26 protein-coding genes are annotated in these 24,173 nt (G+C 68.2%); 12 read left to right on the top strand and 14 right to left on the bottom strand.

Going from position 1 to position 24,173, the window contains the following annotated elements:
- Positions 1-146: 146 nt before the first annotated feature.
- Genes gspG through gspD form a run of 5 tightly spaced genes read left to right on the top strand, consistent with a single transcriptional unit; the run spans position 147 to position 4,339 of the window.
- Positions 147-602 (top strand): type II secretion system major pseudopilin GspG, encoded by a 456-nt coding sequence (gene gspG / locus KZX46_RS09660; protein ID WP_226896205.1) that lies wholly within the window; start codon positions 147-149, stop codon positions 600-602.
- Positions 599-1,021, top strand: coding sequence for a prepilin-type N-terminal cleavage/methylation domain-containing protein (locus tag KZX46_RS09665; RefSeq protein ID WP_226896206.1), 423 nt, complete (start codon positions 599-601; stop codon positions 1,019-1,021). Before gspG ends, KZX46_RS09665 begins: the two co-directional genes overlap by 4 nt.
- Positions 1,018-1,383 (top strand): type II secretion system minor pseudopilin GspI, encoded by a 366-nt coding sequence (gene gspI / locus KZX46_RS09670; RefSeq protein ID WP_219776404.1) that lies wholly within the window; start codon positions 1,018-1,020, stop codon positions 1,381-1,383. Before KZX46_RS09665 ends, gspI begins: the two co-directional genes overlap by 4 nt.
- On the top strand, positions 1,380-2,189 hold the full coding sequence (locus tag KZX46_RS09675; protein ID WP_219776405.1) for a type II secretion system protein N: 810 nt from the start codon (positions 1,380-1,382) through the stop codon (positions 2,187-2,189). The genes gspI and KZX46_RS09675 overlap by 4 nt, the downstream gene beginning before the upstream one ends.
- 11 nt (positions 2,190-2,200) lie before the next feature.
- Positions 2,201-4,339 carry a type II secretion system secretin GspD gene (gene gspD, locus KZX46_RS09680; protein ID WP_226896207.1) on the top strand — a complete coding sequence of 713 codons (2,139 nt, stop codon included), beginning with the start codon at positions 2,201-2,203 and terminating at the stop codon, positions 4,337-4,339.
- Positions 4,340-4,732: 393 nt separating this feature from the next.
- Here the strand turns inward: gspD and KZX46_RS09685 are convergent, their stop codons facing one another.
- The 3 genes from KZX46_RS09685 to KZX46_RS09695 form a co-directional block, all read right to left on the bottom strand.
- Positions 4,733-5,257 (bottom strand): DUF1697 domain-containing protein, encoded by a 525-nt coding sequence (locus tag KZX46_RS09685; RefSeq protein WP_219776406.1) that lies wholly within the window; start codon positions 5,255-5,257, stop codon positions 4,733-4,735.
- A gap of 8 nt (positions 5,258-5,265) precedes the next feature.
- Complete coding sequence (gene ssb / locus KZX46_RS09690; protein WP_219776407.1) at positions 5,266-5,793, bottom strand: single-stranded DNA-binding protein; 528 nt, start codon at positions 5,791-5,793, stop codon at positions 5,266-5,268.
- Between the two features lie 131 nt (positions 5,794-5,924).
- Positions 5,925-6,464 (bottom strand): GNAT family N-acetyltransferase, encoded by a 540-nt coding sequence (locus KZX46_RS09695; RefSeq protein WP_219776408.1) that lies wholly within the window; start codon positions 6,462-6,464, stop codon positions 5,925-5,927.
- Positions 6,465-6,549: 85 nt separating this feature from the next.
- Here KZX46_RS09695 and KZX46_RS09700 point away from each other — a divergent pair, with 85 nt between their 5' ends.
- Complete coding sequence (locus tag KZX46_RS09700; RefSeq protein WP_219776409.1) at positions 6,550-7,854, top strand: DUF3667 domain-containing protein; 1,305 nt, start codon at positions 6,550-6,552, stop codon at positions 7,852-7,854.
- Here the strand turns inward: KZX46_RS09700 and KZX46_RS09705 are convergent.
- Complete coding sequence (locus KZX46_RS09705) at positions 7,851-9,677, bottom strand: ferrous iron transporter B (RefSeq protein WP_219776937.1); 1,827 nt, start codon at positions 9,675-9,677, stop codon at positions 7,851-7,853. The two genes, KZX46_RS09700 and KZX46_RS09705, sit on opposite strands and share 4 nt — an antisense overlap.
- A 68-nt stretch (positions 9,678-9,745) precedes the next feature.
- Complete coding sequence (locus KZX46_RS09710) at positions 9,746-10,006, bottom strand: FeoA family protein (RefSeq protein ID WP_219776410.1); 261 nt, start codon at positions 10,004-10,006, stop codon at positions 9,746-9,748.
- A gap of 174 nt (positions 10,007-10,180) precedes the next feature.
- Here KZX46_RS09710 and KZX46_RS09715 point away from each other — a divergent pair, with 174 nt between their 5' ends.
- From KZX46_RS09715 to KZX46_RS09725, 3 genes are all read left to right on the top strand, one after another.
- Positions 10,181-10,567: a hypothetical protein gene (locus KZX46_RS09715; RefSeq protein ID WP_219776411.1), complete on the top strand. Its 387-nt coding sequence runs from the start codon at positions 10,181-10,183 to the stop codon at positions 10,565-10,567.
- A 91-nt stretch (positions 10,568-10,658) separates the two neighbouring features.
- Positions 10,659-11,612, top strand: a complete 954-nt coding sequence (locus KZX46_RS09720) for a transporter (protein WP_219776412.1) — start codon at positions 10,659-10,661, stop codon at positions 11,610-11,612.
- Between the two features lie 56 nt (positions 11,613-11,668).
- Positions 11,669-12,898: a M48 family metallopeptidase gene (locus KZX46_RS09725; RefSeq protein ID WP_219776413.1), complete on the top strand. Its 1,230-nt coding sequence runs from the start codon at positions 11,669-11,671 to the stop codon at positions 12,896-12,898.
- A 3-nt stretch (positions 12,899-12,901) separates the two neighbouring features.
- Here KZX46_RS09725 and KZX46_RS09730 read toward each other — a convergent pair whose 3' ends face one another.
- Positions 12,902-13,558 (bottom strand): COQ9 family protein, encoded by a 657-nt coding sequence (locus KZX46_RS09730; RefSeq protein WP_219776414.1) that lies wholly within the window; start codon positions 13,556-13,558, stop codon positions 12,902-12,904.
- Between the two features lie 176 nt (positions 13,559-13,734).
- On the opposite strand from KZX46_RS09730, the gene rpsU reads away from it, so the two are divergent.
- Complete coding sequence (gene rpsU, locus KZX46_RS09735) at positions 13,735-13,941, top strand: 30S ribosomal protein S21 (protein WP_004208618.1); 207 nt, start codon at positions 13,735-13,737, stop codon at positions 13,939-13,941.
- A gap of 4 nt (positions 13,942-13,945) precedes the next feature.
- The gene (locus KZX46_RS09740) at positions 13,946-14,449 is read left to right on the top strand and encodes an FKBP-type peptidyl-prolyl cis-trans isomerase (RefSeq protein WP_219776415.1); all 504 of its coding nucleotides are present in this window, start codon (positions 13,946-13,948) and stop codon (positions 14,447-14,449) included.
- A 236-nt stretch (positions 14,450-14,685) separates the two neighbouring features.
- Here the strand turns inward: KZX46_RS09740 and KZX46_RS09745 are convergent, their stop codons facing one another.
- From KZX46_RS09745 to pyrE, 7 genes are read right to left on the bottom strand one after another with little or no spacing between them, the layout of a single operon-like run.
- Positions 14,686-16,068 carry a carbohydrate porin gene (locus KZX46_RS09745; RefSeq protein WP_226896208.1) on the bottom strand — a complete coding sequence of 461 codons (1,383 nt, stop codon included), beginning with the start codon at positions 16,066-16,068 and terminating at the stop codon, positions 14,686-14,688.
- Positions 16,069-16,097: 29 nt separating this feature from the next.
- Complete coding sequence (locus KZX46_RS09750; RefSeq protein ID WP_216709005.1) at positions 16,098-17,147, bottom strand: AI-2E family transporter; 1,050 nt, start codon at positions 17,145-17,147, stop codon at positions 16,098-16,100.
- Between the two features lie 34 nt (positions 17,148-17,181).
- Positions 17,182-18,057, bottom strand: a complete 876-nt coding sequence (gene lepB / locus KZX46_RS09755) for a signal peptidase I (protein WP_219776416.1) — start codon at positions 18,055-18,057, stop codon at positions 17,182-17,184.
- Positions 18,054-18,458: a holo-ACP synthase gene (gene acpS / locus KZX46_RS09760; protein ID WP_219776417.1), complete on the bottom strand. Its 405-nt coding sequence runs from the start codon at positions 18,456-18,458 to the stop codon at positions 18,054-18,056. Before acpS ends, lepB begins: the two co-directional genes overlap by 4 nt.
- Positions 18,452-19,198 carry a pyridoxine 5'-phosphate synthase gene (locus tag KZX46_RS09765; protein WP_219776418.1) on the bottom strand — a complete coding sequence of 249 codons (747 nt, stop codon included), beginning with the start codon at positions 19,196-19,198 and terminating at the stop codon, positions 18,452-18,454. Before KZX46_RS09765 ends, acpS begins: the two co-directional genes overlap by 7 nt.
- On the bottom strand, positions 19,195-20,283 hold the full coding sequence (locus tag KZX46_RS09770; protein ID WP_219776419.1) for a serine hydrolase domain-containing protein: 1,089 nt from the start codon (positions 20,281-20,283) through the stop codon (positions 19,195-19,197). The genes KZX46_RS09765 and KZX46_RS09770 overlap by 4 nt, the downstream gene beginning before the upstream one ends.
- A complete protein-coding gene (pyrE, locus tag KZX46_RS09775) occupies positions 20,280-20,861 on the bottom strand; it encodes an orotate phosphoribosyltransferase (protein WP_219776420.1) in 582 nt (193 codons plus the stop codon). The genes KZX46_RS09770 and pyrE overlap by 4 nt, the downstream gene beginning before the upstream one ends.
- A gap of 86 nt (positions 20,862-20,947) precedes the next feature.
- Here pyrE and KZX46_RS09780 point away from each other — a divergent pair, with 86 nt between their 5' ends.
- Positions 20,948-21,913 (top strand): CsgG/HfaB family protein, encoded by a 966-nt coding sequence (locus KZX46_RS09780; protein ID WP_219776421.1) that lies wholly within the window; start codon positions 20,948-20,950, stop codon positions 21,911-21,913.
- Positions 21,914-21,954: 41 nt separating this feature from the next.
- On the opposite strand, the gene KZX46_RS09785 is transcribed toward KZX46_RS09780, so the two are convergent.
- Positions 21,955-24,063, bottom strand: a complete 2,109-nt coding sequence (locus tag KZX46_RS09785) for a bifunctional (p)ppGpp synthetase/guanosine-3',5'-bis(diphosphate) 3'-pyrophosphohydrolase (RefSeq protein ID WP_219776422.1) — start codon at positions 24,061-24,063, stop codon at positions 21,955-21,957.
- Positions 24,064-24,173 lie beyond the last annotated feature (110 nt).

Here is a 24,173-nt window from a genome sequence, read left to right on the forward strand (position 1 = left end):
TCGGTCGTTTACTATTGGCGGGCCGATAGCGTTCGGCTTCGCCCCCTCTATAAGACGGTATGGCAGTGCACACAATTTACTCGAAGGTTCAGGACGGCGTGGAAGCGGCCAAATCCGAGCTAATGCTGCCTGCGGAGAGCACAGCTGTGCCCGCGGCGGATGCGGGCGCAGATGCGCTCGGGCCGGACGCGGGGCTAACGCTGATCGAGATGATCGTCGTGCTGGCGATCATCGCGCTCGTCGCCGCGCTGATCGTGCCGAGCGTGATCGGCCGCCCCGACCAGGCGCGGGTTACGGTAGCGCAGGCCGACCTCAAGTCGATCGGCGCGGCGCTCAAGATGTACCGCCTCGACAACGGCAGCTACCCGACGACCGAGCAGGGGCTGGCGGCGTTGGTGACGAAGCCATCGACGGGGCCCGCCGCGACAAATTACGCCGCCGACGGCTACCTCCAGCAGGCTCCGTCCGACCCATGGGGCCACCCGTATATCTACCGCAGCCCCGGCGCGACCGGCGGGGGGTTCGACCTGTTGTCGCTCGGGCGCGACGGCAAACCGGGCGGGGATGGCGTCGACGCCGACATTCAGGACACCGGCCGTTGAGCCACTGCGTCGCCCTGACGTCGCTTGAGCGCGATGCCGGGCTGACGCTTATCGAGATGCTCGTCGTCCTCGCCATCATCGGCGTCGCGTCGGGGGCGACGGTGCTGTCGCTCGGCAGCCACGGTCCGGGGGCCGAGGTCGAGGCGCGGCGACTGGCAGGGACGATTCAGGCGGGGGCCGACGCGGCGATGACCGGCAACGCGCCGCTGTCGCTGCGCGCCGACGCCGCGGCGTATCAGGTCGGGTCGAACCGCCACGTCCTGCCCGACGGCATCCGGCTCGAGGGCACACCCGCCGCGCCGGTGACGCTCGACGATAATTCGGTGGTCGATCTCACGCTGGTTCGCGGTGATGAGGCATGGAACGTCCGCTTCGACGGACTGCGCGCCACCGCCGCGCGAGCAGCGGCAGCACGATGACCGAACACGACACGGGCTTCACGCTGATCGAGGCGCTCGTCGCGATGGCGGTGCTCGCGGTCGCGTCGGCCGGGCTGATCCGGGCAACGAGCGCGCATATCGACCTGATCCGCGGCGTCGAGGCGCGGACGATCGCCGGCTGGGTCGCCGAGAACCGGCTGGTCGAAGCAACGCTTCCCGGCGCTGCCGTTCTGCCCGCGACGGTGACGATGCTCGGACGCGCGTGGCAGGTGACGACGACCGCCAAGCCGAGCGACGACCCCGATCTCGCGGCGATCACCGTCTCGGTCACCCCGCAGGGCGCGACGCAGCCGATGGCGACGCTCCGCGGCTTCCGCGACGCGCGAAGCATCGCGTCATGACCCCACGGACCATCGATCGCAGCGTCGCGCTCGTCGCGGCAGGGGTCATCGCCTCGGTCGCGGTCGCGCTGGCCGGGCTGACGTGGCGGCTGAGCGGAGCCGACGACGGGCGCGCGCATGTTGCGTCGGCCAGCGCCGCCGCCCCGGTATCGGTCGCGCTCGACCTGTCGCCGATCACGCGCTTCGCTCCGTTCGGGCAGGCCGTCGCCGTCGCGGGAGCAACCGGCGATCCAAGCGCGCTCGGCCTGCAACTCCGCGGCATCATGCTCGCGCGCCCGCAATCGGCGTCGAGCGCGCTGATCGCCGCCGCGAACGGTCCGGCCAAGGCATATGCGGTCGGCGAGACGCTACCCGGCGGCGCGATCCTCGATGCGGTCGAGTTCGACCTCGTCGTCCTCCGCGTCAACGGCCAGCTCCAGACGCTGGCGTTCCCGGCTAAGCCCGGCGCGCCCGGCGCTGCGGGGCAACCGGCGCAGGTCGCGGTGCCGATGGGTCCGCAGCCGCGGATCGGCAACGCCGCGCCGGTCGAGCAATATCGCGCGCGCGCCGCCGACCCGCAGTCTTTGCTCGGCAGCCTCGGCGCGACCGCGACACCCGACGGCTACCGCGTCGGCTCGACGCCGTCCGACGACATGCGCCGCGCCGGGCTCCAGCCCGGCGACATCGTCGAAAAGGTCAACGGCCAGGCGGTCGGCGACCCCGAGCGCGACCGCGCCTTGTTCGACGATGCGGTGGTTTCGGGGCGCGTCCGCGTCGATGTCGTCCGCGACGGCAAGCACATCGCCATGTCGTTTCCGTTGCACTAGGGGGCAAGTCTGTGGGTCGGAACAAGCATCGGGCCGCGCTGTCGGCGGCGATCGGGGCGCTAGTCGCGCTGCCAGGCGTCGCGGCGGCACAGGCCGCGCCACAGGTCCCTGCACGGGTCCAGGCGAACGACGTCATCGTCAACATGCGCGATGTCGAGATCGCGCAGGTCGCCGAGCAGGTGTCGCGGATTACCGGGCGGACGCTGATCCTCGACCCGAGCGTCAAGGGCGTCGTCAATGTCGTCTCGGCCGAGCCGCTGTCGGCCGACGGCGTCTGGGACCTGTTCCGCTCGGTCCTGCGCGTATACGGCTTCGCCGCGGTCAAGTCGGGCGCGGCGTGGCGGATCGTGCCGCAGGCGTCGGCGATCCAGGGCGGCGCGACCGCGGCATCGGGGCGCAATGTCGCCCGCTCGCAGGACGTCGTCACCCGCGTCGTGCCCCTCCGCAACCTCCCCGCCGACTCCGCGGTGCGCGTATTCCGTCCGCTCGTCGCCTCGTTCGGCAGCATCGAGCCGCTGGCCAACCCGAACGCGATCGTCGTCACCGACTATGCCGAAAATGTCCGCCGGATCGAGCGGCTGGCGCAGGACCTCGATGCCGGCGGCGGCGCATCGTTCGAAAGCCTGCCGCTCAAATACGCGAGCGCCAAGGATGTCGGCGCGGCGCTGGCGCGGATCATGGGTGACGGTACTGCGCCGGGGTCGCCGAAGATCGCGCTCGACGAGCGGAGCAACGTCATCCTTATCCGTGGTGATGCGCGCAGCCTGTCGGAGGCGCGGCGGATGGCGGTGCTGCTCGACAAGCCCGGCGGCGCGGCCCCGACGACGCGGGTGTTCCGCCTCAACTTCGCCGACGCCGAGAGCATCACCGACGTCCTGCGCGGCCTGACCGGCGGCGGCCAGCAGCGCGCGGCGACCAACCCGGTCGCGCGGAGCCTGTCGCGATCGCGGTCGAGCATCGGCGCGGGGTCGACCTTCAGCACATCGTCGTCGAATGGCAGTTCCGGGGCGAACGGCGGCCAGGGCAGTTTCGGCGCGCTCGGCGGCCAGGGCGGATTGAACGGCGGCGGCGCAACCACGGGATCGACGATCGCGGCGCTGACGGGCGGTCTCACCGCATCGGGCGGCGGCGGCACGACCCCGGTCGCGGGGGTCCAGGCCGACGACCTGTCGATCCAGCCCGCGCCCGAGTTGAACGCGATCGTCGTCCGCGGAACCCCGGCGGCGATCGCCGCGATTGGTGTCCTGATCGAAGAGCTCGATATCCGGCGTCCGCAGGTGCTGATCGAGGCGGCGATCGCCGAGGTCACCGGCGATGCCGCCGAGGCGCTCGGCGTGCAGTTCGCGGCGGGCGGGGCAGCGGTGATCAACGGCGTCAGCGGCGGTACATCGTTCTCGAACACCGGCGTCTCGCTCGGCTCGGTGATCGCCGCGCTGGTGCCGGGCGGGCTCGGATTGGTCGGCGACGGGCTGTCGCTCGCGGGCGGCAGCAAGGGCAATTTCAACATTCTCGTCCAGGCGCTCGGCACCTCGACCAAGTCGAACCTGCTGTCGACGCCGTCGATCACGACCCTCGACAACGAACCCGCCGAGATCGTCGTTGGCCAGAACGTCCCGTTCCGCACCGGCAGCTTCAGCACGACGGGCAATACGCTGACGCCCTTCACGACGATCGAGCGGCAGGACGTCGGCATCACGCTGCGCATCGTCCCGCGCATCCACGAGGGCGACAGCATCCGCCTCGAGGTCAGCCAGGAGGTGTCGTCGCTCGTCGGCAGCGTCACCGGGGCGGCCGACCTGATCACCAACCGGCGCAGCATCCAGACGACGGTGCTCGCCGACAATGGCGACACGATCGTCCTCGGCGGGCTGATCACCGACGACCGGACTAATACCCGCAGCCAGGTGCCGGTCCTCGGCGACATCCCGGTGCTCGGCAATCTGTTCAAGTCGCGCCAGCAAACCCAGACCAAGCGGACGCTGTTCGTCTTCCTGCGCCCGACGATCCTGCGCGACCGCGCGTCCGTGGTGGCGGCGGCGAAGGTCAAGTACGATCGCCTCCGCGCACAGGAAGCCGGCGACCCCGACCGCAGCATCCTGCTCCACCCGCCCGCGCCGCGCCTGCCGCTCGAGATACAGGGGATCTACTGACAGTCGGCGGGGCAGTGAAATGACGCGCGGCGCTGTGAGAAAGTGCTGTCCTACACCCTCGCGGCGCGCGTAGCGTCGCCGGGAGTCGCCACCGGGCGGCAAGCCGCGCTCTTTCTCATCGTTAGCCAAGCGTTTCGCAAAAATGCTCGCGCAATCCGGCGACACGATCGCGCTGAAGTGTCCTCCGGATATTCCATCGTTTCACAATTGGGCACGGCTCGGGCTGCAACAGCGTCTCGCGAGATTGAAGTTCAAATGCGCGCCGCGAAATCAATGTCCAAACGCCTGAACTTAGTGTGACCTTTCGAGCCCACGAAAATCCCCGTCTGGCCAATAAATCACTGAATCCACGCACTTTCGGAGCATTTGGCCCGCGCGCAGTCGCCCGCTCCGTCAGGCGGCAGCAGCCATCGCCACGAGCTTCGCGACCGTATTCATGTTGCGCGCGGTCCCGGCCCGCGCCGCCGGGATAACCAGCTTGGTGTAGGGCATGCCATCGCCGTAATGGACGTAGAGTTCGCGAGCGCCCGCGACGATCTGCTCGCCTGCACGTCCGGTGACGCGATCGATGGCATCGGCGGGTGGTGCGGCATCGAGAAAGATCGCAACCGTCCGGTTGGCGGCGAGATCCGCGAACGGGGTGGCCGCGAGCACCGCTGCCAGCTCAATACCAGTCCTCACCACGACCCCCACCGGCTTGCCGGTGTGCGCCTGAAGTTTCGCCTCGAGCGCCGCCTTGACCTCGGCCTCACCTGCTGCCGAACGGAAGACGACATTGCCGCTGGCGATGTACGTCCGCGCCCCGATGAAGCCGAGTCCGTCGCAGATCGCCTTAAGATCGTTCATCGCGAGCTTGCCCGTGCCGCCGACGTTGACGGCACGGAGGAGCGCGATGAAGACCGTCGTTGCCGAGGTCACAGCTCCGATCAGAACGGGACGTCGTCGTCGAGATCGTCGCTGAAGCTGCCGCCGCCCGGATAAGCGGGCTTTTTCGCCGCCGGGGAAGCCCCGCCGCCAAAGCCACCGCCGCCCTGCTCGCGTCCGCCGCCGTAGCCGCCGCCGCCGCCTTCACGCGCGCCGCCGCCACCCTCACCGGCACCGCTGTCGCGCCCGCCGAGCAAGGTAAGATTGCCGTTGAAATTCTGCAGCACGACTTCGGTGGTGTATTTCTCGACCCCCGACTGGTCCTGCCATTTGCGCGTCTGCAGCGAGCCTTCGAGATACACCTCGCTGCCCTTTTTCAGATACTGGCTGGCGATCTTGCCAATATTCTCGTTGAAGATCACAATGTTATGCCACTCGGTCTTTTCCTTGCGCTCGCCCGACCCCTTGTCACGCCAGTTCTCGGACGTCGCGAGGCTGAACTTGACGACCCGCCCGCCGTTGCCGAATTCCTTGGTTTCGGGGTCCTTGCCGAGGCGTCCGACGAGAATGACTTTGTTGACACCGGCCATATGCTTTTCCTTGCGATCCAATAGAACGTATAGCGAACGACTAATGCGTCCGCTGCGACTCGTCGAGTCCGAAATCTAGTCGATATATTGCGGCTGGGGAACGGCCGGGACGAGCGTTGCAAAGCGGCCGGTCAATGGTCGAGCCACCCGTCGGCGTACCGCACCCTGCCCGCGACGCCATCGAGTGCGCCGGGCCAGAGCTCGAAGATCATGCAGTTTTCGGCGGGTGCCTCGAACGGCAGGGCGATCGGGTAACAGCGCAGCGGCTCGTAGCCGAATTGCGCATAATAATTGGGAATACCGACGAGCAGCACGCTCTCGAAGCCGAGCGCCGCAGCGCGTTCGTGGACCGCGCCGACCAACTGCGTGCCGACGCCCCGGCGCTGAAATTCAGGCACGACCGACAGCGGTGCCAGTGCCAGCGTCGTCACGACCCTGCCGTCGCCCACGACAGCGGCCTTTGTCAGGAGGATGTGACCAACTGGCTCGCCGCCGATTTCGGCGAGCAGCGAGAGTGATGGCAGATACGCATCGGTCTCGCGCAGGCGGTCGATCATGAGGTGCTCGCGGTGGTCACTGTAGGGCACGTCGGCGTAGGCACGCCGGACGATGTCCGTGATCGTTGCGGCGTCGCCCGGCCGCTCCGCGCGGATCGTGATCGAAGATGCCATGCTCGCGGGATACGTCCGGCCTCCGCGCTTGGCCATAGGCAGGGAGACGCTGAACACCCGGGTCCAGGGCCATCCGTGCTTGAAAATGCAACTGTCTTACGCCAGCATGACGGTTGGCGCGGGCAGCGGGGCGAGCAGCAGCGCAAGCGGAGGATCGATGGCGGGCGAGATCGAGGCAGTGGGGGCGATGGCGACCGCGGGGCTGGCGGCGTCGACGCTCGACGGCCCCGGGTCACACCCGGCAGAGCGCGGTGCCGCTGCCCGGCCGATCGGGGGCGCACCACCGCCGCTCCACCGCGACGAGCACGACCTCGCCCACGGCGCTTGCGCCAATTGCGGCACGACGCTGACCGGCAATTTCTGCGCGGCCTGCGGGCAATCGGCGCACGTCCATCGCAGCGTCGGCCATATCTTCGAGGAATTTCTCCACGGCATCTGGCATTTCGACAGCAAGGCGTGGCGGACGCTGCCGCGGCTGGTGTTCGCGCCGGGGCGGCTGACGCGCGACTATGTCTACGGCAAGCGCGCGGGCTACATCGCCCCGCTGGCGTTATTCCTGTTCTCGATCTTCCTGATGTTCTTCGTTTTTGGGATGCTCGGCGGCCCCGACATCAACGGCGCAATCAACTCGGCGGGGGGCAAGCCCGTCGCCGATGCCCGCACCAATGTCGCTGATGCCAAGCGCAACGTCGCCGATGCACGGCGGGAGATCGGTCATGCCAAGTTCGACAGTGACACGACGCCGGCGCAGATCAAGACGCTGAGCGCAACATTGGCGGCGAACGAGGCGGCGCTGGCGACGGCACGGGGGGCACTGGCGACCGTGCAGGCGATCCCGGCTCCGGCCGACAAGGCGGTTGGCAGCTGGCAAGAACAGCTCGCCGACGGTGTCCGGTCGGGCAAGATCAAGCCCAACACCGGCAACGCGACGATCGATTCACGAATCCGCGAGGCGCTGCTCAACCCCGACTTCGCGCTCTATCGGATCGAGCAGAAGGCGTACAAACTTAGCTTCCTGCTGATTCCGCTGTCGCTGCCGACGCTGTGGCTGCTGTTCGTCTTCCGCCGCGACGTCCACACCTACGACCACGTCGTCTTCGCGCTTTACTCACTGTCGTTCATGTCGCTGCTGTTCATCGTCATCGCGCTGCTGGCGAAGTTCGACCCGACCAGCGGCGGGGATTACAGCGACGGGCATAAGGGCTTCTCGGGCGGTCTCGCCGGCACGCTCATTCTTGCCGCACCCGTCCACATGTTTGTGCAGCTAAAGGGCGCGTATCGTCTCGGCTGGTTCGGCGCGTTGTGGCGCACGTTCGTGCTATCGGTCGCCTCCATGATCACGCTCGGGATGTTCGCCGCGCTGATCGTCGTGATCGGGCTGGCGGACTAGAGCAAAGCCCGCGCCAGCCAGTAGGTCGCCCCCGCGCCGACGTATGCCATTGCAAACGTGTAGGCGAACATGAACCCGGGCCACTTCCACCCGCCGGTCTCGCGCCGTGTCACCGCGAGGGTCGACAGGCATTGCGGCGCGAAGACGTACCACGCGAGGAAGGCGAGCGCGGTCGGCAGGGTCCACGCGCCACGGAGGCGTTGGACGAGGCCCTGCGGATGCTCGGCGTCGGCATCGAGCGAATAGACCGTGCCGAGCGCGCTGATCGCAACCTCGCGCGCCGCCATGCCGGGGACAAGCGCGAGCGCAATTTCCTGGTTGAAGCCGATCGGGCGGAAGATCGGCTCGAGCGCCGCGCCGATGTGCCCCGCGACCGAATAGTCGATCGCCGGCAGCGTCGCATTCGCGGGGGGCTTCGGCCATGTTGCCAGCGCCCACAACGCAACCGTCGAGACGAGGATGATGCCGCCGGCGCGCGCGAGGAACGCCCACGCCTTCTGGTACAGCCCGATGCCGATGTCGCGCGGCGCGGGCCATTGGTACTTCGGCATCTCCATCAGGAACGTCGGGGTCGGCCCCTTCGTCACTGTCCGGCGCAGCACCCACGCCGCCGCCAGCGCGCCGACGACGCCGAAGCCATACAGGCCGAACATCACCAGCCCCTGCAGGCCGAGGATGCCGAGGACCGGGCGGTCGGGGATGAACGCGGCGATGATGACGGCATAGACCGGTAGCCGCGCCGAGCACGTCATCAGCGGCGCGATCAGGATCGTCGTCAGCCGGTCGCGTGGCTCGGCGATCGTGCGGGCCGCCATGATGCCGGGGATCGCGCAGGCAAAGCTCGAGATCAGCGGGATGAAGGCGCGGCCGTTCAACCCGACCCGCGCCATCAGCCGGTCCATCAGGAACGCCGCGCGGGTCATGTAGCCCGACTGTTCGAGGACGATGATGAAGAAGAACAGGATCAGGATCTGCGGGAGGAACACCACGACCGAGCCGACCCCGTGGAGGATGCCGTCGACGAGCAATGACCGCAGGTCACCCGGCGGCAGCGCGGCGGTGGCGGCCTTCTGGAGCCAGTCGACCCCGCTCGACAGCATGTCCATCGGTGCCTGCGCCCAGGCGAAGACCGCCTGGAACATCAGGAACAATAGCGCCGCGAGCAGGATCGGGCCGAACACCGGGTGGAGGGTGATCGCGTCGAGCCGCTGCGACCAGCGCCGCGCCGTTCCGCGCTGGGTGGTCACGGTGCCAGCAATTGCGCGCGCTTCACGCTGGAGCAGGACGAGGTCGCCCGGCGTATCGGCGGCGGGCGGGGTCGTACCGTTAAGGAGCGGGGCGAGCGCGGCGGCGATATCGCCGAGGCCGCGCCGCCGGACTGCGACGGTCGCGACGACCGGCATGCCGAGGATCTTGCTGAGTTGCGCGACGTCGATCGCGGTGCCGTCGCGCTCGGCAAGGTCGACCATGTTGAGTGCGACGACCATCGGCAGGCCGAGGCGGCGGAGTTCGAGAACGAAGCGGAGGTGGTTGCGGAGGTTGGTCGCATCGATCACCGCGACGATCGCATCGGGGCGGCGCTCGCCCGCCTGCGCACCCATCACGACCTTGCGTGTGACTTCCTCGTCGGGCGAACGCGGGCTGAGGCTGTAGGTACCGGGCAGGTCGATCAGGTCGACGCTGCGCCCATCGGGGAGCGCGAGCTTGCCCGCCTTGCGCTCGACGGTGACGCCCGGATAGTTGCCGACCTTCTGCCGCGACCCGGTCAAGGCGTTGAACAGGCTGGTCTTGCCCGCGTTTGGGTTGCCGACGAGCGCGACCATCGGCGTCCGCGTCGCTGCGAGGGGCGCGTCGGGGCGCGTGTCGAAGGAAGCGTCGAGGACGGGCGCGTTCACTCGGCGGCGATCGCGCGTTCGACGACAACCATCCGCGCGAGCCGCTTGCGCAGCGCGACGCTCATATTGCCGACGCGGAGGGCGATCGGGTCGCCGCCGAACGGGGCCCGGTGGAGGAGCTCGACATCGACACCTTCGTCGAAGCCCATCTCGTGGAGCTGGCGCGCATTTTCCGGGTCGACCCGGTCGCGGTCGATCGCGACGATCGTTGCGATCTCACCGCGACGAAGGTCTTCGATGTGAAGACGTGAAGTCATTGGCAGCGTGTCGTTCGCTGGGTCGCTCGGCGTTGGATCATGGCGTCGCCTGTCGTCGCTATCCGCAATTGCGAATGATTAGCGGTAAGCGCAACGCTTGGGAAGGGTCAGCCGCCGCCGTTCGGCGCAAGTGTCACGCTCGACACCGCGCGGCGCAGGCGATACGCCCGCCGCGTGAATCGGGTCCGATCCCTCTTGCGCGCGCAGGCGTGGCTGACGCTCGTGGTCGCGCTGGTCGCGCTCGGCGTCCAGATCCTCGTGCCGCCGGGCTTCATGCCGGTCCGCGACGGCGGCCGCACCGTCTTCACCATCTGCACCGGCCACGGCGCGGTCAGCGTCGCCGCGCCCGGCCATGCGCCCAAGCCCGAGGGCAAGTCCGAAGCACCGTGCGGTTTCAGCGGCGTTGCCGTCGCGATCGACGCTGCCGCGCCGCATTTGCTCGTCGCGCCGCCGGAGCAGGTCGTGGCGGTCGAGCCGATCGAGCTTGCGCCGCTGCCGCTCCTCCGCGTCCACCATCTCCGTCCGCCGCCGCGCGGGCCCCCGGCGCTCGCTTCCGCCTAGACCCCCGCGCGGCCCCGGCCGTGCCCCCGACATTCGACGGTGCGCCCGCCCGCGATCACGCGGGGCCATCGCCGTGAGCGAAAGCAGACCTATGATCAAATCTCCCGCCGCCGGGCTCGCCCTGCTGTGTCTCGCCGCCGCCGCGCCCGCGCTCGCCTGTTCGAGTTGCGGCTGCAACCTGACCTCCGAATGGTTGAGCCAGGGCCTCGTCGTCCAGCCCGGCACCTCATTCGACCTGCGCTACGACGACGTGCCGCAAACGCAGCTCCGCGCCGGCCGCAGCGTCCTCGACGGCAAGACGATCGCGCTGCCCGCCGACCGCGAGATCGAGCGCTACACCTACAACCATTATGTCACCGCGATCCTCGACCGCCAGTTCGACCCGGTCTGGGGCGTCGATGTCCAGGTTCCGTTCGTCTACCGCCCCCACCTGACCGTCTCGCCGGGTGACACCGAGCCGAGCGCGTCGCGCACCGGCGGCCTCGGCGACATCCGCGTCACCGGGCGGTGGCAGGGATTCGGCGGCCCCGGCATCACCGGTATCCAGTTCGGACTCAAGCTTCCAACCGGCAATTTCCGCGAGGAGTTCATCGCCGGGTCGTCGACCGGCGAGGCGACCGACCGCGGCCTCCAGCCGGGTACCGGCACGATCGACGCGACGATCGGTGCGTATCACTTCGGCCAGCTCGCGCGCGGGTTCGACTTCGTCCTCCAGGCGCAGGCGACGCTGCCGCTCGACAACCGCGACCTGTATCGGCCCGGGATCGCCGGGACCGCGTCGGCGGGGCTCCACTTCACCGGGTGGCGCGGGATCACGCCGCAGGTCCAGGTCAACGCCCGCCTCGCCGAGCGCGACCACGGCGTCAATTCCGACCGTGAGAACAGCGGCGGCGAGTTCGTTTCGATCGCGCCCGGCGCGACGGTCGCGGTCGGACGGCGCGCGGCGCTCTACACGATCGTCCAGGTCCCGGTTTACCAGCGCGTCGGCGGCTACCAGCTGACGCCACGCTATACGCTGTCGGTTGGCGCGCATTACCGGCTGTAGGGTTTGCGCCGCAGATGGACTGTGTTAGCAACACAGAACACTACGGGGGAATACGCATGCTGATCGCCGCTGTTCTGGATGCCGTCGCCGTCGGCACTCCGGCATTTGACGCCGACGCCGCTACCCGCGCGTATCTCGCGACATTCAACGGCGCGGCGCGGGCGCGGTCCGACGCGTATTTCGAGGGCGGCTACTGGCTGGTCCTGTGGAATGCGGTCGTCGGGGCGGGGGTGGCGTGGGCGTTCCTCCGGCTCGGCTGGGCGGCGCGGCTGTCGGGGTGGAGCAGCACCGTCACCGGCGGGCGGCGCTGGCTGGCGACATTGGTCTGGGCGCTTGTCTTCCTCGCCGCGACGTCGCTGGCGACACTGCCGTGGACGATCTACACCGACTTCGCGCGCGAACATCAGTACGGCATGTCGAACCAGAATTTCGGCCAGTGGTTCGGCGACTGGGCGAAGGATTTCGCGATCAGCGTGCCGGTCACTGCGCTCATCGTCATGGGGATCATGGCCGGTGTGCGCCGGTCGCCGCAGCGCTGGTGGCTTTATGCCGGTGGCTTCACGCTGGTGGTCATGGCGGTCGTGCTGACGATCTTGCCGGTCGTCATCGAGCCGCTGTTCAACAAATACACGCCGATGGCCGACTCGCCGCTGCGGACGTCGATCCTCAAGCTTGCTCAGGGTAACGGTGTGCCGGTGACGCAGGTGCTCGTCGTCGATGCGTCGCGACAGACTAAGCGGGTGTCGGCGAACGTCGCCGGCTTCGGCCCGACGACGCGGGTCGCGCTCAACGACAACCTGCTCAACCTCCACGACGACGCCGGGACGCTGTCGGTGATGGGGCACGAGACCGGGCACTATGTCCTCAACCACTCGATCTCGCTGATGGTCGGCTTCGGGGTTATCATCGTCATCGGCTTCGCCACCGTCCAGGCGGTGGTGCCGGCGCTGATTGCGCGCAATCCCGGCTGGGGCGTGCGGGGGATCACCGATCCGGCGGCGGTCGCAGTCGCCGTCGTCGTGCTGGCATTGTTCTTCCTCGTCCTGACCCCGGTGACCAATTCACTGACGCGCTTCCACGAATCGCAGGCGGATTATTTCGGGATTAATGCGTCACGCGCGCCCGACGGCTTCGCCCGGATGGCGCTCCGCCTTGGCCAGTATCGCAAGCTCGAGCCGACTCCGTTCGAGGAGGCGGTGTTCTTCGACCACCCGTCGGGGCGGACGCGGATCCACATGTCGATGGAGTGGAAGGCGGCGCACCTCGGCGAGCCGGGGGTGCAATAGGCGCTAGACCGCGGGGTAGCGCAGCCGTCCGAGAATTTGCGCGATGCTTGGGCGGTTGCCGCTCCCCGACGTTAGCCGCGCCTTGGTCTTCTCGAAGCTCATGATCCCGGCGATGCGGCGGTCGAGGAAGCCCCACGTGTCGGCGCGACCGTCGCTCTCGTCGGCGAGCCAGTATAACAACGTCGCGGCATAGACGCCGCCGAGGATCGCGCGCTTCGAATAATGGTTGAAGTCGGTCGCGGTGTCGCCGCACGCGTGCCAGATCGCGTCGGCGGTGCGCCACGTCGACTTCGCGCTGAGGGCAGGATGAAGCGCGAAGATCGCGACAGCGCGGCGGACCGTCTCGCGCTCGCCCTCGGCCTGTTCGAAGCGGGTGCGGACGGCGAAGACAATGCGTTCGCGGACCTTCATGTTACCGATGCCGGTCAGCGCGGCGGTCATCCGCGTATTGGCATACGCGGTGTAGGCGTCGACCATCTGCGCCGCGCCGCGCGGGAAGACGAGGTGCGCGACGTCAGGGTCGATCCCCGCATCTGCTGCTCCAGCGGCGACGCTAACGGCGGTCCAGCCGTCGAAGGCGACGTGCGGGATCATCGCCGCGATCAGCCGCGGGCGGATCTCGTCGAGGGTTTCGTCAGGGCGCGCGATTTCGTCGGTCATGGCACCGTGATACCGCGTGGCACGGCGAAAGGCGATGCGGCCCGTACGCGCTTGTCCGGTGGCGGCGCTTCTGCTAAGCGCACTGCCTCGCGTCGGTGGGCTGTCCGCTGGCGAACCCTAACCTATGACAAGTCCGGGCCATGCTGAGGTCTGTGGCGTGAATGGAGAGACCGGCTTTGCAGATCATCGTTCGCGACAATAATGTCGACCAGGCGCTGCGCGCGCTCAAGAAGAAGCTGCAGCGCGAAGGCGTCTACCGCGAGATGAAGCTGCGTCGCCACTACGAAAAGCCGTCGGAAAAGCGCGCCCGTGAAAAGGCCGCAGCCGTCCGTCGCGCCCGCAAGCTCGAGCGCAAGCGCGCCGAGCGTGACGGCGTCCGGTAAGACAATGACCGCGACCGCTGCCGGCACTGGTGCCGGCAAGTGGGTCGGCTTCGCCCTCGTTCTCGCGCTTGTCGTCGCCGTCCTCGTCTGGGCGGGGACGCAGCGCGCGGTCGATTCGGCGCGTCCCGCCGACCTCGCCTATCTCAGCGCACACAAGGGAAAACCCGGCGTGAAGACCACTGCATCCGGCCTCCAGTACGAAATCGTAACCGAGGGCACCGGCCCGACCCCGACCGCCGCCGACACCGTCGCGGTCCATTACGAGGGCAAATTGCTCGACGGCACCGTGTTCGACTCGTCGATCGCACGCGGCCAGCCGGCGGTTTTTCCGCTGAACCGCGTCATCCCCGGCTGGACCGAAGGCGTCCAGCTGATGAAGGTCGGGTCGGTCTACAACTTCACGATCCCGCCCGAGCTGGGCTACGGCGCGCAGGGTGCGGGCGGGGTTATTCCCCCGAACGCGGTGCTGTTGTTCCGGATCGAACTGCTGGGCGTCCAGGGGAAGTAGTCGGGCGCGGGGTTTGCGGAAGCCGATCCTTCTCTGGGTCGGCTAGCGCGATGCTGCCCCCTGACGTGACGCTCCGCACCTTTGGCCGTCACTGGCGTAGGCCGTCACCCCGGCGCAGGCCGGGGCCCATCGTGGTGCAAGCCCCGAAGTTCGCGTTGTGCGGTTAGTTGGGCCCCGGCCTGCGCCGGGGTGACGACTAGCGGGTAGATTGCCGCGATACCCGAAACCCGGCGCCCTCAGAACTGCGCGTGCGCCCGCATCGCGAACACCGGCACCGGCCCGCGGTCGCGGTTATACGCCGGATTGACGATCAGCTGCCCGTCCGCCGTAAAGTGCAGCGGCCCGATCACGGCGACGTCGTAATAGGTCTCGCCGATCAGCTCCGGCCCGGCATTCACCAGCCTACCGTCACCGATCAAAATCCCCAGTCCCCCCGCCGCGAGATACCGCCGTCGCTCGCCCGAAATGTCGTTGGCGATCAGCGCCACGCCGACGCGGTCGTGGTCGCGCCCCCAGCCCGACCCCTTGATCGACACGCCGCCCGACACGCTGCGGTCGATGTCGGTGAACTCGACCGCCTCGCTGCTGCCGTCGCCAAGCCCGGCGCGGAGGAAGACGCCAACGGTGTCGCTGACCTCCTGCTCGACGTTGATGCCGATGCCGGTGCGGTCGCGGAATTTGCGGACTGGGACCGGATCGGGGGCGGTGCCGTGTGCTGCGCCGTAAGCGATGGCGTCGGCGAGGCTGGCAAAGTTGCCGTGGCTCAGCCAGCCGTTGAGGCGGACTGCGCCCGGATGGCCGCCGATCGTCACCCGCCGCTCGATTTCACCGATCACCTGGAACTGGCGAAAGTCTGTCTCGAGATCGACGCTGTTCGGGATCTTCGACAGGTTGAACAGCCCGGCGCGCCCGGTCCAGTTACCGACCGCGAGTTCCGCCGTTCCGCCGTAGGTATAGCCCCACGCGTCGGCGGCGTAGTCGAACGTGCCGAGGTCGACCGTGGTCCAGTTGAGGAAGTCGCCGCGCGGGTCGTGGGCGTATTTATTCTGGTCGAAGACGTCGGCGACGCTGAACTTGCCGATCGTCAGCGTCAGCCGGTTGGCGGTGTGGGTTGCCCCGAGGACATTGAGGTCGGGAGTGGTCGCCGCCGCTTCTCCGCCAAGGTCGATCGTCTGGCGGACGAATGCGCGCTGCAGCCGGAAATACGGCGTTCCCTTACCGACTTTGTACGCTTCGGCTGAGGGAAAGCCCGCCGCACCGAGCGTGTTGCGCAGCCCGAAGCCCTGGTCGACCTCGCCGTTCGCCCAGATCTCGGCACCGTGCCATGGGCTAGCGCCGACGTAGCCCGTCAGGTCGAAGGTCTCGCGGAACTGGCCGCCGCCTGACAAGCTGTTCGGCCCTTCGTACGGCGAGCGGAACGGGGTGTTGTACTGGCCGACGACGGTCGACTGGGCATGGACCGCGAAGCGTTCGGGCACGGCGTCGGCGGCAACGTCGGCGGGCTTGTCGGCGGCACCCGGTTCGGTCGTCGGAGCGGTCCCGGATCCAGCGGCCTGCGCGTTCGCAACGCTCGGCACAAGGGCCAGCGCCGCCAGCACAGTGGCAGTCATGAAGCGCATCGATGATCCCCTGGCGACCCGGGGGCGACCTAGCGCGTGGGCTCCGCCGGGGCAACTGGACGTTGGGCGAGGGCGACCTTGATCAGCGCGATGATCGGGTCGGCGAGCGTCACGCCGAGGATGCCGAACAGGACGCCGAACAACAGCTGCGCGCCGAGGACGACGGCGGGGGCGAGGTCGACCGCCCGCTTCTCGATCAGCGGGTTGATGAAATTGTCGGCAACCTGGACGACGAGATACACGCCGACGGTCTCGAGCCCGATCGTCGTTCCCGCCGAAAAGCCGATCGTCACGATCAGGATCCCCGACGCGATCGCACCGAGGTTCGGGATGAATGCGAACAGGCCCGCGACAAGTCCGAGCAGCAACGGCAGCGGCGCGCCGACGACCGAGAGGCCAAGAAAGATCAGCGTGCCTTCGAACAGCATGAGTGCGAGCCGTCCGGCAACCCAGCGGCGCAACATCTTGCCCATCGCCTCGACTGTAGTCCGCAGTTGCGGACGCTTGGCTTCGGGGGTGAGCCATTCGACCCCACGCTCGTACAGCCGCGGGTCGATGGCGATGAAGATGCCGAAGGTAACGATCAGGACGAGGCTGCCAAGCGCCCCCGCGGCGCCGCCGATGAAGGTCATGATCCGCCCCATCGAGCCGCCGATCTGTGCCTTCAGCTGCGCGATCGGATCGCCGCCGGTGCCGCTGCTCAGGCCGTACTCGCTGGCGAGCGTCGACAGGCGGTCGCTCTGGCGCATCAGCGTCGTCTGCAGCTCGGAAAACTGCGCGGCGAGCTGGGTGCCGGCAAAATAGAGGAAGCCGAACAGGGCCGCGACGAAGACCAGGACGACGATCGCCAAACGGAGCCCGCGAGGACCCGGCATCACGCGGCCAAGCAGGTGCTCGCCGCCCTGCAGCCCGGCGGCGAAAACGAAGCCGGCGAGGATCAACAGCAGCGACGAGGCGAGGTGCCACGCGAGGAACAGCGCGCTGGCGACGCCGAGCCAGATGGCGGCATCGCGCAGTGCGCTGCGGCCGCGGTCGGACAGCTCGATCGGGCTCGGCGGAACCTGGGTGTCTTCGCTCATACGGCCAGACTCACTTGGCCCCTCATCCCGCCGCTCACGGAGCGGGAGCGGCGACGGGAACCGGGCCGGCCTTCGGGTGGAGCGAGACGAAGGCGCGGCCGGGGCGGAACGCGCCGAACCATGTCAGCGGGTTAAGTGTCGTCGAACCGTCGAGCGAGAAGGTCAGGAACTCGGCACGCCCGACGAGATTTTCGATCGGGAGCATGTCGAGCCCGCCGACGAGGTTCGAGAAGCGGCTGTCCTCGCTGTTGTCGCGGTTGTCGCCCATCAGGAACAGATGTCCTTCGGGAACGATCATCGCCGGCGTATTGTCCTGCGGCGTGTCGCCAAGGTCGAGGACGTCGTAGCTGCGCCCGCTCGGCAGCGTCTCGCGGAAGCGCGGGTAGCGGCAGATGGTGACGCCGTCCGGGCGGGTGAAGCGATACTGGATCACCTGCGGCGCGGAACACGTCGTGTTCGCAGATTCGCGGATGTCGGCGGGGGTCTCGGCCACCTTGGGCACCGCGACGCCGTTCAGCCACAACACGCCGTTCCTCATCTGCACCGTGTCGCCGGGCAGGCCGATGACGCGCTTGATCCAGTCGTCGTGATCGCGCGGCGACTTGACGATGGCGATGTCGCCGCGCTCGGGATAACGGCCGAACAGGCGGCCCTTCATTTCGGGCAGGATCGGCAGCGACGGCGACAGATACGAATAGCCATACGGGTATTTCGACACGATCAGCCGGTCGCCGGTCAGCAGCGTCGGCAGCATCGATTCCGACGGGATGAAGAACGGCTTGGCGATGAGGCTGTGGACCGCGAGGACGGCGATGGCGAGGACGATCAGCTGGCGGATTTCACTCGCCCAATCGACCTTCTTCTTCGGCTGAGTCGCCGTCCCGATGCCGGTCACTTGGGTCTCGCTCATTCGGGCCTCGCGGTGATCAGGACGATCGCCTGCGCCCAGGGATGATCGTCGGTGATCGTCAGATGAATTTCCGCGCTATGCCCCGCCGGGGTCAATTTGGCCAGCCTTTCCGCCGCCCCCCCGGTAAGCACCAGAGTCGGTGCGCCGCTCGGCAGGTTTACGACCCCCATGTTGCTGAAGAATACCCCGCCGCGAATCCCGGTGCCTAACGCCTTGGCGCACGCCTCCTTCGCCGCCCAGCGCTTGGCAAAGGTGCCCGCGCGGGTCATCGGGCGGCGGTCGGCCTTGGCGATTTCCACGGGGGTGAAGATGCGGTTGATGAAGCGGTCGCCGAAGCGCTCGATCGACGCCGCGATCCGGTCGATGTTGGTCAGGTCGTTGCCGAGACCGAGGACTAGCATGCAGGAGAGGGGGGGCGGGCATCGTCGATCGCCGTTCGCATCTCGCGGATCGCGAAGTCGAGCCCGACGAACACCGCCTCGCCCATCAGGAAGTGGCCGATGTTGAGTTCGGCGACTTGCGGGATCGCCGCGACCGGGCCGACGTTGGCGAAGGTCAGGCCGTGGCCGGCGTGGACCTCGAGTCCGCGCGCGGTCGCCAACGCCGCCGCCTTCGCCAGCCGCGCGAGTTCGGCGGTCTGGTCGTCGCCGGTCAGGTAGCAATAACGCCCGGTGTGCAATTCGACGACCGCCGCGCCGATCGCCGCCGATGCTTCGATCTGGTCGGGATCGGGCTCGACGAACAGGCTGACGCGCGAGCCGCGCGCGGTCAGCCGGTCGACGAAGGCGCGGAGGCCGGCCTGGTTGCCGAGGACGTCGAGGCCGCCCTCGGTGGTCCGCTCGGCGCGCTTTTCGGGGACGATGCAGACCGCATGCGGGCCGTGCGCGAGCGCGATCTGAAGCATCTCGGCGGTCGCCGCCATCTCGAGGTTGAGCGGGACGGTCAGCGCTGCCACGAGGCGGACGATATCGTCGTCGGAGATGTGCCGCCGGTCCTCGCGCAGGTGCGCGGTGATCCCATCCGCCCCCGCCGCGACCGCGAGCTGCGCGGCCCGCACCGGGTCGGGGTGCGGCCCGCCGCGCGCGTTGCGGATGGTCGCGACATGGTCGATATTGACGCCGAGGCGGACGCGAGCGGTCATGCCGGGCACAACGCGGCTGACAGCAAATCGTACGTTCCGCCCTTGCCCTGCCACGGTTCGCCAAAGTCGAACGGGCGGTCGGTGAAGACGATCAGGGCGAGGTTCCTTTCGGGAGCGATGATGTTGCGAACCTGGACGCCGCCGTTCTCGCCGCGCCGCTCGACGAGCTTTTGCGGCGTCGCGCAGCCCTTGAGCGGGACGGTGTACGACCAGACGCCGAGCGCGGCGTAACCAAGCTTGGGATTGCCGCGCTCCATTTCGGCGCGGCTGTCGGGCTTGAGGAGCTGGCCGGTCATCAGCGCGCGATCGAATTTAGCGAGGTCACGCGGCGGCCCGCGGACGGCGCCCGCCGCGCCGAAGCGGCCGACGTCGATGAATGCGTCGTCGCGTCCGTCGGGGAAATAGCCGACGCGTCCCGACGGCTTCTCTCCGGGTGCGACGAGGACTGTCGCGGTCATTCCAGCCTTGGCCAAAATCTCGGCGTCGAGCAGCTTGGCGAGCGGCATCCCCGTGACGGCTTCGAGCACCGCGCCGACGACTTCGGTGTCGCAATTATTATAGTCGAAGCGCACGCCGGGCTCGGCCTTTGCCTTGCCGAGGCAGATCGGGCTGATCCCCGGCGGCGGGGCGGGGGCGTCGTAGCGATACTGGACGAGGGTTTCCTTGCGCGGATCGGCCGGGCCTTCCTCGACATTCGGGAGCCCGCTGGTGTGCTGGAGCAGCATCCGCAGCGTGATCCGGTCGGCATTGGCGACCTTGAGCTTCGGGACATACGCCGCGATCGGCGTGTCGAGGGCGAGCTTGCCGCGCTCGACCTGCTGCAGCACCGCGACCGCGACGATCTGCTTGGTCACCGACGCCCAGCGCCACGGGGTCTCCGACGTGCGGTATTCCTGCGGTCCGAGGAGGTTGCCGCAGTCGTCGATAGTATCGCTGAGCAGATATTGCCCGCTGATCTTGAGCGCGCCTGCGACCGACTCGATCGCGGCGCAGCGGTCGAGCAGCGCATCGCCGGGCGGGACGGGAATCGGCGGCTTGGCTCCGGCGCCGCTGGCGACGAGCGCGGCGAGAAGGAACAGCCTCATGCCGCGCGGCTGCCCGGCTTGACCGCTGGGATCGCGGCGAGTTCGGGGGGCAGCGCGTCGGCGGCGTAGCTCGGCACCGCGAGCCCGAGCAACGCGGTCAGCGGCACGCCGACGTCGGCAGCCCCGTCGCTGCGATCGACGAGGCACGCGGCGTGGACGACCTCGCCCCCGGCCGCGGTGATGGCGACAATCGCCTCGCGCGAGCTCAGCCCGGTCGTCACGACGTCCTCGACCATCAGCACCTTTTCTCCCGGCGTCAGCGCAAAGCCGCGGCGCAGTTCGAACGTTCCCGTCGGCCGCTCGACGAACATCGAGGCGACCCCGAGCTGGCGCGCGACCTCATATCCGACGATCACCCCGCCCATCGCTGGCGACACCACCGCAGTGACGCTTTCGCGCACCGCCGTCGGCAGCTTGGCGACGAGCGCGGCGCACAGCCGCGCCGCTCGCGCTGGGTCCATCAGCACCCGCGCGCACTGGAGATAGCGCGCCGAGCGCAACCCCGACGACAGGATGAAATGCCCCTCAAGGAGCGCGTCGGCGGCGCGGAATTCGGCGATGATATCGGCGTCGGTCATGCCCTGCTGCTAACACCGGTCGATAGGTTGTGGAAAGCGGTGCTTGATTGCGCTATGCCGACGCGGGGTTAAAGGGGGAAATACACATGGTTTCGACGGTAGCCGCGCGCGCGGTGGCGGGGGCGTTGCTCGTCGCGCTGGCATCTCCGGCGCTTGCTCAGATCAAATCGACGCAAAGCGAAACGGCGGAGGCGACGCGCGCCCGCGCGACCAACGAATTGCCCGTCTGCGCCAAGCCGCTTGGCACGATCGCGGTGTCGGAGCCCGAGACGAAATGGTGGGGCGGCCTCGGCCTCGGCTCGCCCGAAGCACTGATCCGTGTCTACATCCAGAAGTCGCACTGCTTCCGGCTGGTCAACCGCAGCCAGGCCGGCATGGCGGCGATGGAGCGCGAGCGCGCGCTCAATGCCGGCGGCGAGATGCGGCGCGGCGGGACGATCGGCAAGGGCCAGATGGTCGAAGCCGACTTCACCGTCATTCCCGACATCGTCACCGGCAATGGCAACAAAGGTGGCCTCAACGTCGGCGGCCTGATCGGCGGTATGCTCGGCGGGTCGGTCGGCGGGCTGATCGGCGGGATCAACGTCAAGAAGCGCTCGGCGAACGTCGTCCTCAACATCGTCAACAACAAGTCGTCGGAGGAATTCGTCGCCGAGGGCCAGTCGAAGAAGACCGATCTCGGCTGGGGCGGAGCGGGTGGCATCTTCGGCGGCGGCGGCCTCGCGGCGGGCGGTGCGTCGGGCTACGACAATACCGAGATCGGGCAGGTCATCGCGCTCGCCTATCTCGACGCCTACACCAAGATGATCGGCGAACTCGGCGGCCAGCTCGGGCAATTCGCGAGCCAGCAGCAGGCGGCGAAGGCCGTCTCGATGAAGCGCCCCGGCCGGATGTACGCGGCGGCATCGCTCAAGTCGAAGGTACTGAAGTCGCTCGATCCGGGCGCGCTGCTCTATCCGACCGGGACCAAGCAGGACGGCTTCTGGGAGGTCGAAGACGAACTCGGCACCAAGGGCTGGGTCGCCGAGGCTGCGATCGAGGTCGCGCGGTAAACCACCGGCTGACGCCCCTCTCCTAAAATGGGAGAGGGGTTCTACGCCTTGACCCGCTCGACGCTGACCACCGCCTGCGTCGCACGCAACGCTGCGATGATGTTGGTCAAATGCGCAAGGTCGTCGACCTCGATATCGACGACGAAGCCGTGAAACGCGCGGTCGCGCTCCTTCAACGTCAGGTTGACGATGTTCGCGCCGTGATGCGCGAGGATCGCGGTCAGTGCGGCGAGGCTGCCGGGCTGGTTGTGGACAACGGCGAACAGCCGGGCGACCGCGCTTTCGGTCTCTTCGCCCCAGTGGAGGTCGAGCCACTCGCCCTCGCCGGGATCGGCGAGGTTGGCGCAGTCGATGCCGTGGACTTCGATGCCCGTCCCCGGGCAAGCGACGCCGACGATGCGATCGCCGGGGATCGGGTGGCAGCAATCGGCGAGTTGGAACGCCACGCCGGGAGTCAGTCCGCGGATCGAGATCGGCGCGCGGGGCCCCGCCTTGCCGCGCTTCTTCGTCTTGAGATTGGCGGTCGACCCCGGCAGCACTGCCTCGAGCACCGCGGTGTCGCTGACCGTCGCCCGCGCCAGCGCGAGATACAGCGCATTGCGGTCGGCGAGCTTGAGCCGCGCGAGGCCGGCGGTAACGGCGTCGTCGGACAGCGGCAGCTTCAACCGCGCAACGACCTCGTCGTACAGCGTCCGCCCCATCTTGAGCTGCTGGCTGCGCTGCTGCTGGCGGACGAAGCGGCGGACCGCCGAGCGCGCCTTGACCGAGACGACGAACCCCTCCCACAGCGGGTCAGGATGCTGCGCCTTCGACCGCAAAATCTCGACCTGGTCGCCGTTCGCCAGCGGCGTCCGCAGCGGCACGACGCGGCCGTTGACCTTCGACCCGACGCAGGTGTCGCCGAGGTCGGTGTGGACGGCGTAGGCAAAGTCGACCGGGCACGCCCCCGCAGGCAGCTGGATCAGCTCGCCCTTCGGGGTGAAGGCGAAGACCTGGTCTTGGAACATCGCGAGGCGGGTGTGTTCGAGCAGCTCCTCGGGCGTCGCCGCCTGTTCGAGGATTTCGAGCAGGTCGCGCAGCCACGGATACGCGTGCCGCGCCGGGGCGCCGTCGTCGCCCTGCTTGTACGCCCAGTGCGCCGCCAGCCCGAATTCGGCCTCGCGGTCCATTTCGGCGGTGCGAATCTGAATCTCGATCCGCACCCGCTCGCTGTGCATCACCGTCGTATGGAGCGAGCGATAGCCGTTGCGCTTCGGGGTCGAGATGAAGTCCTTGAACCGCCCCGGCACCGCCGGCCAGCGCTGGTGGATGATGCCGAGCGCGCGATACGCCCCCGCAGTGTCGGGGACGACGACGCGAAATGCCATGACGTCGGGCAGGTTCTCAAACGCCATGCGGCGGTCCTGCATCTTCTTCCAGATCGAGAACGGGCGCTTCTCGCGGCCGCGGACGTCGGCCTCGATCCCGCTCTGGCCGAGCAGCAGTTTAATGCCGCTGGTGATCCGCGCGACCATGTCGCCGCCGCCGGCCCGTAACAGTTCGAGGCGCTTGACGATCGAATCGTAGCCCTCGGGCTCGAGATGCTTGAAGCTCAGCGCCTGGAGTTCGTCCATGAAGCCGTACAGGCCGATACGCTCGGCGAGCGGCGCGTAGATGTCCATCGTCTCGCGCGCGATCCGGCGGCGCTTCTCGTCGGACTTGATGAAATGGAGCGTCCGCATGTTGTGGAGCCGGTCGGCGAGCTTGACCAACAGGACGCGGATGTCGTCGGACATCGCCAGCAGGAACTTGCGCAGGTTCTCGGCAGCGCGCTCGTTTTCGGTCTGCGCCTCGATCTTCGACAGCTTGGTGACGCCATCGACCAGCCGCGCGACGTTCGCCCCGAACAGCCGCTCGATCTGCTCAGTGGTGGCGACGGTATCCTCGATCGTGTCGTGGAGGATGCCGGTGGCGATCGTCTCGGCATCGAGCTTCAACTCGGTCAGGATGCCTGCGACTTCGATCGGATGGCTGAAGTACGGGTCGCCGCTTGCGCGCAGTTGCGACCCGTGCGCCTGGATCGAGAAGACATAGGCCCGGTTGAGCAGATCCTCGTCGGCATCGGGATCGTACGCGAGGACGCGATCGACAAGTTCGTACTGGCGCAACATGAACTGATATTGGGGGGTGTGCGCCCTAAAGGGAAGAGGGCCGCGGCAAAGCCGCGCCGTCGGACGGGTTCGGGCGGTATAGCCACCCGACCCGCCGGCCGATCGTTAGC

The sequence above is a fragment of the Polymorphobacter sp. PAMC 29334 genome (assembly GCF_019431245.1).
Classification (GTDB): domain Bacteria; phylum Pseudomonadota; class Alphaproteobacteria; order Sphingomonadales; family Sphingomonadaceae; genus Polymorphobacter_B; species Polymorphobacter_B megasporae.